The sequence below is a fragment of the Shewanella sp. SNU WT4 genome (assembly GCF_006494715.1).
In the GTDB taxonomy this organism is placed as follows: Bacteria; Pseudomonadota; Gammaproteobacteria; order Enterobacterales; family Shewanellaceae; genus Shewanella.
The window spans coordinates 1921587-1936068 of record NZ_CP041151.1 but is presented as its reverse complement, the minus strand read 5'-3'; the positions used below and the strand labels follow the sequence as shown (position 1 = coordinate 1936068).

Here is a 14482-nt window from a genome sequence, read left to right as displayed (position 1 = left end):
CAGTAAACTGTAACGATTTCAGAAAAAGATTAATATGTTAGCGACTAAAGCGGTGAAATAATAACGCGATCTTCTGTTGAAAAACGCACCTGTAAGCCATCAATAGTAACCATACGATTTCCCTGAATATCACCTTTTCTAACACGATATTCTTTAACTGTTGTTTCTGTCGGTGATTGAATACTGACAAGCAAGACTCGTTGCTGCTCTAACCAATGCCAAGCACTAGCACACATACCTGCCACTAGCACCACGCCTAATGATGCCGTTAACATGTATTTACGCAGTAATGCTTGACTGGTAAGAATGGGCGTTTCGGATGTAGTAACCACGACATTTCGGCGCCGAGTTAGCATGAACCACACACAGGCAATGACAACGGCAGTAAAAAATAACTTTAACAGCATAACAAGTGCCCCTTAAAAAAAGCTATTGTAACGCGCCTTATCACTAAACTATGTCACTTTTAGCATTAAATCCTACAAGCTGAGATCTAGTTCAAATTACAACCTAATCAGATAATTAGCCATTGACTCAGCGGTAATCAGCGCACTTGTTATTGGATGATTGCCAGCCGTTAACTGCCAGCTTAAATAAGCTTCATCAATGCTGATTACCACCAAAATATCCAGCCAAATATTTTATACTCAAGTGGTTTTATATTTCATTTCCGTGGAGTCAAGATGGCAAAAATATCAGTAATAGCACTCATTATAATAAGTTCTGTCGGCTTAACGGCTTGCACTTCAAATCCTTATGGTGATGCTTATTCAGTCGCAGACGCCCAGCAAATTCAAACGGTAACCGCTGGTACCATAGTTAAATTAGTTCCTGTTACCTTGTCTGGTGAAAACTCCAGTACGATTGGCACCATAGCAGGAGGAGCAATAGGCGCCATATTAGGCTCACATATAGGTGGAGGCTCTGGATCAGAAATTGCGGCGATTGGTGGCGGTTTATTAGGGGGTATTGTTGGTAACGATGCAGGACAAGCAGCAGGCACCCATAATGGGGTCAACATAGTCATACAACTTAGCGATGGGCAAACGGTCGCCATCGTCCAACAAGTAAATCCAAGAATACTGTTTCAAGTTGGTGAACAAGTAGATATTTATCAACTAAATGGCACAGCGAGAGTCGTCCCTGCCAACGGTGCAATTCAATAGTAGTCTAATAATAACCGACGCTTACCATAGGATTTATGGTTAAAGTTATGAATATGCATCTTAATGCCGACTTCAATCATAAGTCGGTACTTTCAATGTCCAAGTGTTAAACAACGAAAAAAGCCTCAGCATTTCTGCTGAGGCTTTCATCTTTATGTTGGCGGAGCGGACGGGACTCGAACCCGCGACCCCCGGCGTGACAGGCCGGTATTCTAACCAACTGAACTACCGCTCCTTTAGTGATGGCTTGCGCTTCTCACTAAATTCTTTTAGCGTCGCTAACGTGTCAGCGTTAGGAGACGTGCTTTTGCAAGCAAATTAGGCGCCTGGAGATGACCTACTCTCGCATGGGGAAACCCCACACTACCATCGGCGCGACTGCGTTTCACTTCTGAGTTCGGAATGGGATCAGGTGGTGCCACAGTGCTATGGTCTCCAGACAAATTTGGAATTCGGAAAGCTGTGAAAAAATATGGTGGTCGCTACTGGGCTCGAACCAGTGACCCCCTCCTTGTAAGGGAGGTGCTCTCCCAGCTGAGCTAAGCGACCTGAGATTTTTTGCTATTGAGTACTTAATCTTCAATCAAGTATTTTTCGATTCTTTATCAGGCTTGTTCAGTAAAACCCATCTGGGTTGTATGGTTAAGCCTCTCGGGTCATTAGTACAAGTTAGCTCAACGCCTCACAACGCTTACACACCTTGCCTATCAACGTCCTAGTCTCGGACGGCCCTTCAGAGGACTTATAGTCCTAGGGATGACTCATCTTGGGGCTCGCTTCCCGCTTAGATGCTTTCAGCGGTTATCGATTCCGAACGTAGCTACCGGGCAATGCCATTGGCATGACAACCCGAACACCAGCGGTTCGTCCACTCCGGTCCTCTCGTACTAGGAGCAGCTCCCCTCAATCATCCAACGCCCACGGCAGATAGGGACCGAACTGTCTCACGACGTTCTGAACCCAGCTCGCGTACCACTTTAAATGGCGAACAGCCATACCCTTGGGACCGACTTCAGCCCCAGGATGTGATGAGCCGACATCGAGGTGCCAAACACCGCCGTCGATATGAACTCTTGGGCGGTATCAGCCTGTTATCCCCGGAGTACCTTTTATCCGTTGAGCGATGGCCCTTCCATTCAGAACCACCGGATCACTATGACCTACTTTCGTACCTGCTCGACGTGTCTGTCTCGCAGTTAAGCTGGCTTATGCCATTGCACTAACCGTACGATGTCCGACCGTACTTAGCCAACCTTCGTGCTCCTCCGTTACTCTTTGGGAGGAGACCGCCCCAGTCAAACTACCCACCAGGCACTGTCCCTAATCCCGATAAGGGACCTAGGTTAGAACATCAAAACTACAAGGGTGGTATTTCAAGGACGACTCCACACAAACTAGCGTTCATGCTTCAAAGTCTCCCACCTATCCTACACATGTAGGTTCAATGTTCAGTGCCAAGCTATAGTAAAGGTTCACGGGGTCTTTCCGTCTAGCCGCGGGTATACGGCATCTTCACCGCAATTTCAACTTCACTGAGTCTCGGCTGGAGACAGCGTGGCCATCATTACGCCATTCGTGCAGGTCGGAACTTACCCGACAAGGAATTTCGCTACCTTAGGACCGTTATAGTTACGGCCGCCGTTTACCGGGGCTTCGATCATGAGCTTCTCCGAAGATAACCCAATCAATTAACCTTCCGGCACCGGGCAGGCGTCACACCGTATACTTCATCTTGCGATTTTGCACAGTGCTGTGTTTTTGATAAACAGTTGCAGCCACCTGGTATCTGCGACTCCCGCTAGCTTAGAGAGCAAGTCTCATCACCGGCAGGAGCGTACCTTCTCCCGAAGTTACGGTACCATTTTGCCTAGTTCCTTCAGCCGAGTTCTCTCAAGCGCCTTGGTATTCTCTACCCGACCACCTGTGTCGGTTTGGGGTACGATTCCTGCTAACCTGAAGCTTAGAAGATTTTCCTGGAAGCATGGCATCAACTACTTCAGTCCCGTAGGACCTCGTCATCAGCTCTCAGCGTATGTATTCCCGGATTTGCCTAAGAATACCGCCTACCACCTTAAACGCGGACTACCAACGCCGCGCTAGCCTAGCCTTCTCCGTCTCTCCATCGCAGTTAGCACAAGTACGGGAATATTAACCCGTTTCCCATCGACTACGCCTTTCGGCCTCGCCTTAGGGGTCGACTCACCCTGCCCCGATTAACGTTGGACAGGAACCCTTGGTCTTCCGGCGAGGGGGTTTTTCACCCCCTTTATCGTTACTCATGTCAGCATTCGCACTTCTGATACCTCCAGCGTGGGTTACCCCTTCACCTTCAACGGCTTACAGAACGCTCCTCTACCGCGCATCTCTAATGAAATGCACCCGTAGCTTCGGTGACTAGCTTAGCCCCGTTACATCTTCCGCGCAGGCCGACTCGACTAGTGAGCTATTACGCTTTCTTTAAATGATGGCTGCTTCTAAGCCAACATCCTAGCTGTCTAAGCCTTCCCACATCGTTTCCCACTTAGCTAGTACTTTGGGACCTTAGCTGACGGTCTGGGTTGTTTCCCTTTTGACAACGGACGTTAGCACCCGCTGTCTGTCTCCCGCATAGTACTCATTGGTATTCGGAGTTTGCAAAGGGTTGGTAAGTCGGGATGACCCCTAGCCTTAACAGTGCTCTACCCCCAATGGTATTCGTGCGAGGCGCTACCTAAATAGCTTTCGAGGAGAACCAGATATCTCCCGGTTTGATTGGCCTTTCACCCCCAGCCACAAGTCATCCGCTAATTTTTCAACATTAGTCGGTTCGGTCCTCCAGTTGATGTTACTCAACCTTCAACCTGCCCATGGCTAGATCACCGGGTTTCGGGTCTACACCTAGCAACTAAACGCGCAGTTAACACTCGGTTTCCCTACGGCTCCGCTATTCGCTTAACCTCGCTACTAAATGTAAGTCGCTGACCCATTATACAAAAGGTACGCAGTCACGGTCTCAAGAACCGCTCCCACTGCTTGTACGTATACGGTTTCAGGTTCTATTTCACTCCCCTCACAGGGGTTCTTTTCGCCTTTCCCTCACGGTACTGGTTCACTATCGGTCAGTCAGGAGTATTTAGCCTTGGAGGATGGTCCCCCATGTTCAGACAACATATCACGTGTGCCGCCTTACTCGTTTTCATCTAAGGTTAGTTTTCATGTACGGGACTATCACCCTGTACCGTTGGACTTTCCAGACCATTCCACTAACACCCCCTAGACTTAAGGGCTAATCCCCGTTCGCTCGCCGCTACTTAGGGAATCTCGGTTGATTTCTTTTCCTCTGGGTACTTAGATGTTTCAGTTCCCCAGGTTCGCCTCATACAGCTATGTATTCACTGCATGATGACCACTTATGTGGCCGGGTTTCCCCATTCGGACATCGTTAGCTCAAATGCTTGTTACTAGCTCGCCAACGCTTTTCGCAAGTTACTACGTCCTTCATCGCCTCTGACTGCCAAGGCATCCACCGTATACGCTTAGTCACTTAACCATACAACCCAAATGAGTTTCACTTGAGCGTATTGCAACTAGCTGGTTTTTACTGTCTCTTGCTTTCGCAAAAGAACGCCTTGATTTACTTCATTTCTGAAGTTAAAGAATATCCAAAACACTTGATTAAAGTATTTTGAGAACTCAATTTTGTATCACCTAATGCTTGCGCACTAAGTTCTACTATCAGCTTTCCAAATTTTTAAAGAACATATTTCAACGACTTGGTTGAAATTAGGCTTAAAAAAGCCAAAGATAAATTTTACATTATCTTTGGCATTTCTATTCCAAAATCTGCAATGGTGTCCATTTCTAATCAGAGAAATGGTGGAGCTATGCGGGATCGAACCGCAGACCTCCTGCGTGCAAGGCAGGCGCTCTCCCAGCTGAGCTATAGCCCCATTGCAGCAGTCGAAAACATATTGAAACCTAAAACATCCGCCAAATCGGTTTGATAACAAAACAATTTGGTGGGTCAGAGTGGACTTGAACCACCGACCTCACCCTTATCAGGGGTGCGCTCTAACCAGCTGAGCTACAGACCCATGCTTTGGTCTCGCAATATTCTCTATCTTCTATCAGACAATCTATGTGAACACTCAACAGTAACCGTAAATCGCATAGGTAAGGAGGTGATCCAGCCCCAGGTTCCCCTAGGGCTACCTTGTTACGACTTCACCCCAGTCATGAACCACACCGTGGTAAACGCCCTCCCCGAAGGGTTAAGCTATCTACTTCTGGTGCAGCCCACTCCCATGGTGTGACGGGCGGTGTGTACAAGGCCCGGGAACGTATTCACCGTGGCATTCTGATCCACGATTACTAGCGATTCCGACTTCATGGAGTCGAGTTGCAGACTCCAATCCGGACTACGATCGGCTTTGTGAGATTAGCTCCACCTCGCGGCTTTGCAACCCTCTGTACCGACCATTGTAGCACGTGTGTAGCCCTACTCGTAAGGGCCATGATGACTTGACGTCGTCCCCACCTTCCTCCGGTTTATCACCGGCAGTCTCCCTAGAGTTCCCACCATTACGTGCTGGCAAATAAGGATAAGGGTTGCGCTCGTTGCGGGACTTAACCCAACATTTCACAACACGAGCTGACGACAGCCATGCAGCACCTGTCTCAGAGTTCCCGAAGGCACTAAGCTATCTCTAGCGAATTCTCTGGATGTCAAGAGTAGGTAAGGTTCTTCGCGTTGCATCGAATTAAACCACATGCTCCACCGCTTGTGCGGGCCCCCGTCAATTCATTTGAGTTTTAACCTTGCGGCCGTACTCCCCAGGCGGTCTACTTAATGCGTTAGCTTGAGAGCCCAGTGTTCAAGACACCAAACTCCGAGTAGACATCGTTTACGGCGTGGACTACCAGGGTATCTAATCCTGTTTGCTCCCCACGCTTTCGTGCATGAGCGTCAGTCTTTGTCCAGGGGGCCGCCTTCGCCACCGGTATTCCTTCAGATCTCTACGCATTTCACCGCTACACCTGAAATTCTACCCCCCTCTACAAGACTCTAGTTTGCCAGTTCAAAATGCAATTCCCAGGTTGAGCCCGGGGCTTTCACATCTCGCTTAACAAACCGCCTGCGCACGCTTTACGCCCAGTAATTCCGATTAACGCTCGGACCCTCCGTATTACCGCGGCTGCTGGCACGGAGTTAGCCGGTCCTTCTTCTGTAGGTAACGTCACAGCTAACGGGTATTAACCGTCAACCTTTCCTCCCTACTGAAAGTGCTTTACAACCCGAAGGCCTTCTTCACACACGCGGCATGGCTGCATCAGGGTTTCCCCCATTGTGCAATATTCCCCACTGCTGCCTCCCGTAGGAGTCTGGGCCGTGTCTCAGTCCCAGTGTGGCTGATCATCCTCTCAGAACAGCTAGGGATCGTCGCCTAGGTGAGCCTTTACCTCACCTACTAGCTAATCCCACCTGGGCTTATCCATCAGCGCAAGGACCCGAAGGCTCCCCTGCTTTCCCCCGTAGGGCGTATGCGGTATTAGCAGTCGTTTCCAACTGTTATCCCCCACCAATGGGCAAATTCCCAGGCATTACTCACCCGTCCGCCGCTCGCCGGCAAAGTAACAAGTTACTTCCCGCTGCCGCTCGACTTGCATGTGTTAGGCCTGCCGCCAGCGTTCAATCTGAGCCATGATCAAACTCTTCAATTAAAGTTTTGTTCGGACCCGAAAGTCCTGCTCAATGAATTCTGTCGATTCGATGATAAATCATCAAATTTGCATGTTATGCGGACATCTTCGTTGATGTCTCTTGCGAGACGTTTTAAATCGTTGTCGATTTAGCAACTACTGTGAATGTCCACATAGATTGTCTGATAAATTGTTAAAGAACATGTCACTAGGTGACTGAGCATCAGCTCGCTGACTTGCGATTCATTCATCGTGTCAGTGGTTGCGAATTATAGGGAAGATAGAAATTAGCGCAAGACCTTTTTAGGTAAAAAACACAAAAAACCATTCGTTCGAACAACTTTTAGCCCGAACGATGTTTTTTAGATCAAAACCAAAGCTTTTTCAGTTAATTTGCGGTTAATGAACGCAAATAATTAGGTATATCGGCAATACTATCTAGCACTATCGTTGCTTCTGAATGCTCCGGCACTTGTTTACCAGTGCGCACTAATATTCTAATCGTTACCCCAGCAGCCTTTGCGGCTAGCATATCATCTGCTTTATCACCCACCATGACAGATTGAGTAACATCAAGTTTTAGAAACTTAGCAGCATCATTGATCATACCAGGCTTAGGTTTACGGCAATCACAATCGACCTTATAAGCACCTATGCCATGTTCATTATGATGCGGACAATAGTAGATACCGTCTAACTCCACACCTTTATCAGCAAAATTCCAGTCCATCCACTCGGTGAGATTGTGAAATTCATCTTCTGAATACATGCCGCGAGCAATTCCAGACTGATTAGTCACGACAACTAACTTATATCCCATTTGCTTTAAGGCTGCACATGCTTCAAACACACCATCAATGTATTCAAAATCGTCAACTTGGTGTACATAACCGTGATCTTTATTTATCACGCCATCACGGTCTAAAAAAATGGCTCGACTCACAGTACAAGCTCCAATCGCTATTATTAACCCTTGTATTATTCCACTGTTACTGTGAAATTGCATCGCCTTCATTCGATACTGGCGGCAGGAACTTGCAAAGTGCTCGCTAAACCTGAGAATAAACTCACCAAAACGGCTGATTCACTCAAAATTAGGACGTTACCACTGCCAGTCGTGATCGAATGTAACTTCTACTGGTATGCCTTCTATATCTATGGCTAACTCAATGAGAGGCGTTAACGTTACTTTCAAGACGGGTTTTTCACCATCAAATGGCCCCATCAATTGTTTAGGCAAACGGCCAACTAACTTAGTTGGTTCACGTATTTCAGCATCAAAAATATCGCCATTAGGTAACTTAACCGATGCCTTTTGTCCTATGCCAACAAAGTCTAAATACTTAGGGTCTAAGTATGCCTGAATAACCGGCTGGTCATTACTTGATAACCACAGCAGAGGGAGGTCACTATTAACATACTCGCCAGCCTGCACTTGAATATCACTAATTCGCCCAGAAAAAGGCGCCATAATCGCCAGTTGTTGACGTTTACTGGTCAACTCGCTCAGTTCTCGCGCTAACGCAAGTTTGAGCTGCGCTATAGTTCCGGATTCTTGTTCTATTTTTTGTTGATATATAACATTGAGGTAGTCGGCTTTGGCTTGCTCAAACGCCATACTGGCGGCAGTGTGAGCCTGGATGATAACAGCCATATCAGCCAAAGGCACCAATCCCTGAGTTTGGTACTGTTTAAAATCCACTAATAATGACTGTTGTTTTGAAAGCCCAAGTTCAGCCACTTTGATCCTTTGCTGGGATTGATTAATGATTGCTTGCTGCTCTGCTGTTAGCGGCACATTCAATTGCCGCTGCTGGCCAATAATTTCATCAATCCGAGCATCCAAGGTTGGGTTATCTAATTGAATGAGTACCTGACCTTTAGTTATGGTTTGGCCAATGGTTCCCAATACCTGGCCAACCACTGCAAATTCAGGCGCACGCATAGCTAAGGGTTCGGTTGTTAACACCCCAGGGGCTAGGATAAATATGTAAGGGCGAGCTAAAAACCAAGACACCACCAACACAGGTGAAATGACAACCAGAATCAATAAATACCAACGGCCTTGATAGCCACCACGTTTAGATTGGGCATAATTGATTTTTATGCCTTGTTCAAGCGTAGGTTGATCCATTTTAGATGTAGCTGGATAGATAACTTTCATTAAAATTTTCGACCTCGTTTTAATACCCACCAAGGAGCCATGGAGCTTTCTTCATGCGAGCGCCTCAACCATTCATTTAGCAAGGCAAATAAACATACAAAACGCATGAACAATGCGTAAATTGGATAAAATACTAGCCAAGGAATAAGCTTGATATCTTCTTTAGGACGCTCGGAAATTGCCAGGAACACTATGATGAAGATATAGAATAATATCGCTAAATAAACGAAGTAGATGCCAACCGCTACCGCTGAAGAAAACACAAAAGGAAAAGCGACGAAAATAGCAACTGAGTAAATGGCAATAATAATTGGCATTAACACATTCTGCAGGTAGCCATAAAGTAAGGTGTATATGAAGGTGCCAAAACCTAATAACTTAGGGGTAAACGCTGGCCAATGCTTTCTAAAATAGAGAAAAAACAAATCGCCATCCCAACGCATTCGCTGCAAAATTAAATCTTTTAATGTGTGAGGTGCATCAGTGTGTCCCACAGCAAAGGTCGCAAACGGAATGCGCCACTGCGGATGCCTACTAAAATATTGCTTGATACGTACCGTTAAGTCTAAGTCTTCTGCCGTATGAGTATCCCAACCGCCGATTTGTATTAATAGATCGCGCCTAAATGCCCCAAAGGCACCTGAGATATTATTGAGTAAATTCCATTGAGCCAAGCCAGTTTTACCGCCTTGCATAGAAATTAGGTATTCAATTGACTGCATACGCGTTAAAAATGACGCGTTGACGTTACGGACTCTTAATGCTCCTCCCACTGCAGGCACGTTAGGGTCAATAAAATAACTGACTATTTGCGCCACACTATCATTATCAAATGACGTATCGGCATCGGCATTAAAGATTATCTCGCCAGTTGCCACACTCAGCCCAGCATTTAATGCCGATACTCGCCCGCCGCGTTGCCATTTAGGTAACACGACTATATGGCGATTATTAGTCGAATATTTAACTGCTGCGGTTTTAGCAAATTCGTAAGTTTCAGCATTACTTACAGCGCCATCAACAACGGCGATAATTTCCATTTCACCGTCATAAACTTGCTCGGCAAATGATGCGATAGTTGTGACAACTGCTGCTTTTTCGCCATAGCAGGTAATAATGCAGGACACCTTAGGTGTGTATAAACTAGTGACTTGAGTGGTGCTATGCTGCTGATAATAAAAACGCAAAATCCCAGTTACGACTAAAATTAATAGTGGCAATTCGTACATGATCATCAGTGGCATGAACCAAAAGATCACTGTCATACTTTGACCTAAGCTATGAGCTAGATCGAGCACTAAATAGATAAGTGTCGTAATTTCGCTCATAGATTAACGTTCCAATGAGGCTAAATTATCCACCAGCCAACTTTTGACATCTGCTCCTATCTCCGCCGGCAAATGGATTTCACAAAAACTAAATTTGAATTCTTCTGGAAAAATAGCTATCAAATCGGTGAGTTTTTGAAATACATGTTGTATCTCATCTGGACTGATAAAAGGTAAAAATAGCAATAAACCTTCTTCGGTAAATTGGCTGCACGCATCGGTACCACGCACCACAGATGACAAGCGTTGCTGAAACTCTTGCAATTGATCAAAGCTCACTTTAGAGCTCACTATTTCTTGAAGATTGAGCAATTTCATTGAAATAATGGCGTGCTCGAGGTTATGACGCTTAGCAAGATCGTTCTGCCATTTCACCAACCAATAAAATTGATTGGTATCCATAATGTTTGAACTATTATCTGCAAATAATTGATCTAAGGCGCCTTGGATCACTAATAGCCGACCGGTTTGCGTTAAATGGTAGTGACGAACGTTGCGAACTATGAGATCAGACAATTCACTGGTAGTGCCACACTCCAAGCATTGAGCCTGAACTTTGGCATCCACAAATAAATGCTGACAATGATGACAAGAATGAGTTTCAATCGGCCGGTCATAATCCACACCTATATGGCGTAGTTGCGTTAAGCAATTAGGACAAGCAAGCATGCCTGATTCTCGAAATGAACTCTGCTCGCCAATGTGACCACAATTAAAACAATGCAAACTCGCACGAAGATTAATTTCAATGCCAAAGCAGCGCGGGCAAACATCAATGTAATTCAATCGAGCTGATTGGCAACTTGGACAGCAGCGAATACGACTCTCTAATCGTGTCGACTCTAGCCACCCTTTACTCTGCAACTGTGCCAGCAAAGCAAAGCTATCGATAATATTAATGCCCCAAGCATCAAACAAGGGATAGTAATAAACACTGGCATTTTTAGGATCTTTTATGGGAGATAAATCATTACCTGAGTGCAGCCACAAATAGGTTAGCAATGTAAACTCACGATTATTTTCATAATATAAGTTAACTAGACTCTTTTTATGGAAATACTCCTCCACCTTAGTGAGGGTATCCATATCAAATGTACCATTGGCTAGATAAGGTGATAACGGACTTGGCGCAATGACTAATATCAAACTTAACGCCGTATTTTGATTTTTTCTCAGCGCAGTCAGTATCTCGTCTTGCTCATGAGCATCACAAGCGACGACAAAAAACGCATCGGTCAAATCGATTTCAACTAAGCCGCTAAGGCGATCAATAAAAATAAATTTATGTTGCAACTCTATCGGGGGAGGTATACCGAGCCATACACCACTATGATGCCAATTAGCCTTTGGGAGAGGAATGATTTCACGTAAATTTTGCATGTTCACCACTTTATTGTCATTAAACACATTGCAGATCAACTATCTAGCCACTTAGATATGACCTCACACATCAACCCCGCCAAAAACTAGCAAAACGTATATTTAACAAAGGAACTAAAAAACTCAAGTCCACACCTAACTTGTATTTCTTTATTTAGTGACGAGATTACTATTCATCGATCGGCGGCAAAACCTTGTGGTTAATAGCCCTTAGTTAACATAAACGTTAGTACATTTTCGCCCACCCTGCTTATGAGAACGAAAATTAGCCACCAACAATAGCCATCTCTCACCCAGTGGATTGCCGCTGACGCACTAGAGTAACCTTTGCAACCGACTGAAATTCAATTTGATTCTTTCATTAGCGCCAGCATAAACAAGATTAATTGAAGCTGAATGACTTGCCAAAGCTAGCTCAAACATTCAAGATGACGGCTAATTTATGCGGAGAAAGTGCTGGATATACTTACCGCCGCGTTTAACTGTGAAGCTAGTTTTGCGATATAGGGTAAGTTACTCTTGCAAATTGACTGGTGAATCTCAAGCTGCCAACCGCCCTCACACCTTAGATGTTGTTCATGGATAGAATACCCATGGTGAACGCGAGATATCAGATTCAGCGTGTTAGCTGGCGGTGCTTAGCAAGCTGAACATGAACATTGCGACTCGCTCGCATTATGTAGAAACCAACACCAATAAAGCAGATGCGTGGTTAAAGCATCATTATTGATACCTAGCTTTGAACAGGTGTCACTTAGGCTATTTTCTTACCCACGGTCTAGCCTGAATGATGAGTTTACACACTAGCTAATCGCTGAGTATTCAACACCATCCAAGGTCGAATCCTAGTTTTATTGGTCAGGGCTTAGGGCCCACGACAAGAGAGTAAACCATGCAGTACGCAACTATCACCGGCTGGGGCAAATGCTTGCCTCCTGCAGTATTAACTAATGATGACCTCGCAACTTTTATCGAAACCTCTGATGAATGGATTCGCCCACGCACAGGGATTTCTCAGCGTCATATTAGCCATGTCAACACCTCTGAGCTCGCATCGGTGGCCGCGGCGCGCGCATTAGCGGCCGCAGGTCTTGAAGCTAGCCAAATTGATATGATCATCCTCGCAACCGCGAGCCCAGATACGCTCATCCCTAACATTGCCTCAACGGTACAAGCTAATCTTGGTGCCAGCTGCGCTGCGTTCGACATCAATGCCGCCTGTAGTGGCTTTTTATACGGCATGGGTCTAGCCAATGCTCAAATTCAAAGTGGTCAATGCCAACGCGTAATGGTAATCGGTGCTGAGCGCTTAAGTTATTATCTTGATTGGTCACGCCGTGATACTGCGGTGTTATTTGGTGATGGTGCCGGCGCTGTCGTACTTGAAGCCACGGATAATAAAGAAGGCGTGTTAGCTTACGAGCTAAATAACGACCCAAGTTGCCGCGAAATCTTAAGCGCTGGTTTTGGTACGGCTATGGATAGATTCGATCCAAGTTCACTGGATTTTTATATTCAGTTTAATGGCCAAGAAATCTTTAAACGTGCCATTAGTGGCATGGGCAATCTCAGCAAAAAAGTGCTTGAGAAAACCGGCATAGATAAAGATGACATAGATTTAGTCATACCTCACCAAGCTAACGAGCGCATTATTGATACTTTAGTGAGCCGCATGAAGATTGATAAGAGCAAAGCTTTTGTCAATATCGCAAATTATGGCAATACCTCTGCTGCCACCATCCCCATTGCTATTTGTGATGCACTGGAACAAGGCCGCATTAAGGCTGGCGATACTATTTTATCTTGCGCCTTTGGTGCGGGCTTAACCTCAGCGGCATTATTGCTAAAATGGGGCGAGCGCGTTGAGCCAATCGCGTTATCAGATGCTGATCTGCCGCCATGTGAATCGACCGGCATTGAATTGGTTAAACGTGCTGCGGATTATTTCTTATCAAAAGCGCATGCTAATCAAGAAGCTTAAGCAATAAAAAGTAGCAATGACTTCATTGCAGCATGGCGTCCACCTAACATCATTTAGGTGGACGTTTTATTTTCAAAGTACCATTCACTATTGAGTGATGATAAGTCACTTACTGCGAACATATACCTAGCCAACAAGAGACTGCTATGCACGAACTGAACGATATTATTACTCACACAGATAACTGGGTTAAGCGAGTTATCATGAAATACAATATTTGTCCGTTCGCCCGTAAAGAAGTGGAACGTAATGCCATGCGTTATCGCGTGGTTGAAGACACTAAGTTTAAGGCCGTATTAAAACAGTTAATCGATGAATGCCAATACTTAGATGAACATCAAGCACTTGAAACCTCATTATTTATCCTACCGCGTGGATTTGAAGATTTTCATCACTACTTAGATTTGGTGGATGTAGCTAACGATGCCTTAATGGATAATGGCTATGAAGGTGTTTATCAACTGGCCAGTTTTCATCCCGACTATTGCTTTGATGGTGACGATGCTAATGCGGCCGCTAATTATACCAATCGAGCGCCCTACCCAACTCTACACATTATTCGTGAAGCCAGTTTAGAAAAGGCATTAGCCAGTTACCTTGAGCCTGAATCGATTCCTGAGCGTAATATTGCCTTTTGCGAGCGCAAAGGCGCCGCATTCTTCCAGCAATTACTGAGTGATTGTCAGCGCCATGACACTGATGACAACTTAGGTGACAAAAAGTAAACAGCGAACGCTGACAGTTATTCAGCATTCGCATGATGGCCTTGGATTATAACTTACGG

8 protein-coding genes, 4 tRNA genes and 3 rRNA genes are annotated in these 14482 nt (G+C 45.5%); 3 read left to right on the top strand and 12 right to left on the bottom strand.

The genetic code is table 11. From position 1 onward, the window contains the following. Positions 1 to 44 precede the first annotated feature (44 nt). The gene (locus tag FJQ87_RS08640; protein ID WP_140932287.1) at positions 45 to 407 is read right to left on the bottom strand and encodes a hypothetical protein; all 363 of its coding nucleotides are present in this window, start codon (positions 405 to 407) and stop codon (positions 45 to 47) included. Between the two features lie 276 nt (positions 408 to 683). On the opposite strand from FJQ87_RS08640, the gene FJQ87_RS08635 reads away from it, so the two are divergent. Beyond that, the gene (locus FJQ87_RS08635; RefSeq protein ID WP_140932286.1) at positions 684 to 1166 is read left to right on the top strand and encodes a glycine zipper 2TM domain-containing protein; all 483 of its coding nucleotides are present in this window, start codon (positions 684 to 686) and stop codon (positions 1164 to 1166) included. A gap of 158 nt (positions 1167 to 1324) precedes the next feature. Here the strand turns inward: FJQ87_RS08635 and FJQ87_RS08630 are convergent. The 11 genes from FJQ87_RS08630 to FJQ87_RS08580 form a co-directional block, all read right to left on the bottom strand. Beyond that, positions 1325 to 1401: transfer RNA gene (locus FJQ87_RS08630), tRNA-Asp, on the bottom strand. Positions 1402 to 1490: 89 nt separating this feature from the next. Then, positions 1491 to 1606 (bottom strand): 5S ribosomal RNA (gene rrf / locus FJQ87_RS08625). A 33-nt stretch (positions 1607 to 1639) separates the two neighbouring features. Beyond that, positions 1640 to 1715 (bottom strand) — tRNA-Val (locus FJQ87_RS08620). Between the two features lie 89 nt (positions 1716 to 1804). Further along, a 23S ribosomal RNA gene (locus FJQ87_RS08615) occupies positions 1805 to 4695 on the bottom strand. 324 nt (positions 4696 to 5019) lie between these two features. Then, positions 5020 to 5095, bottom strand: a tRNA-Ala gene (locus FJQ87_RS08610). Positions 5096 to 5162: 67 nt separating this feature from the next. Next, positions 5163 to 5239 (bottom strand) — tRNA-Ile (locus tag FJQ87_RS08605). Positions 5240 to 5319: 80 nt separating this feature from the next. Continuing rightward, a 16S ribosomal RNA gene (locus FJQ87_RS08600) occupies positions 5320 to 6866 on the bottom strand. Together the 16S, 23S and 5S rRNA genes with 4 tRNA genes alongside form the textbook arrangement of a ribosomal RNA operon. 367 nt (positions 6867 to 7233) lie before the next feature. Then, a complete protein-coding gene (gene gmhB / locus FJQ87_RS08595) occupies positions 7234 to 7788 on the bottom strand; it encodes a D-glycero-beta-D-manno-heptose 1,7-bisphosphate 7-phosphatase (RefSeq protein WP_168195164.1) in 555 nt (184 codons plus the stop codon). Between the two features lie 159 nt (positions 7789 to 7947). Further along, positions 7948 to 9009 (bottom strand): HlyD family efflux transporter periplasmic adaptor subunit, encoded by a 1062-nt coding sequence (locus FJQ87_RS08590; protein WP_140932285.1) that lies wholly within the window; start codon positions 9007 to 9009, stop codon positions 7948 to 7950. Further along, positions 9009 to 10337, bottom strand: a complete 1329-nt coding sequence (locus tag FJQ87_RS08585; RefSeq protein WP_140932284.1) for a glycosyltransferase — start codon at positions 10335 to 10337, stop codon at positions 9009 to 9011. The genes FJQ87_RS08590 and FJQ87_RS08585 overlap by 1 nt, the downstream gene beginning before the upstream one ends. A 3-nt stretch (positions 10338 to 10340) precedes the next feature. Next, positions 10341 to 11717 carry a hypothetical protein gene (locus FJQ87_RS08580; protein WP_140932283.1) on the bottom strand — a complete coding sequence of 459 codons (1377 nt, stop codon included), beginning with the start codon at positions 11715 to 11717 and terminating at the stop codon, positions 10341 to 10343. Positions 11718 to 12609: 892 nt separating this feature from the next. Between FJQ87_RS08580 and FJQ87_RS08575 the strand changes: the two genes are divergently transcribed. Both FJQ87_RS08575 and FJQ87_RS08570 read left to right on the top strand, forming a co-directional pair. Continuing rightward, positions 12610 to 13698, top strand: a complete 1089-nt coding sequence (locus tag FJQ87_RS08575; RefSeq protein WP_140932282.1) for a ketoacyl-ACP synthase III — start codon at positions 12610 to 12612, stop codon at positions 13696 to 13698. Positions 13699 to 13844: 146 nt separating this feature from the next. Then, a complete protein-coding gene (locus FJQ87_RS08570; protein WP_140932281.1) occupies positions 13845 to 14423 on the top strand; it encodes a DUF1415 domain-containing protein in 579 nt (192 codons plus the stop codon). Positions 14424 to 14482 lie beyond the last annotated feature (59 nt).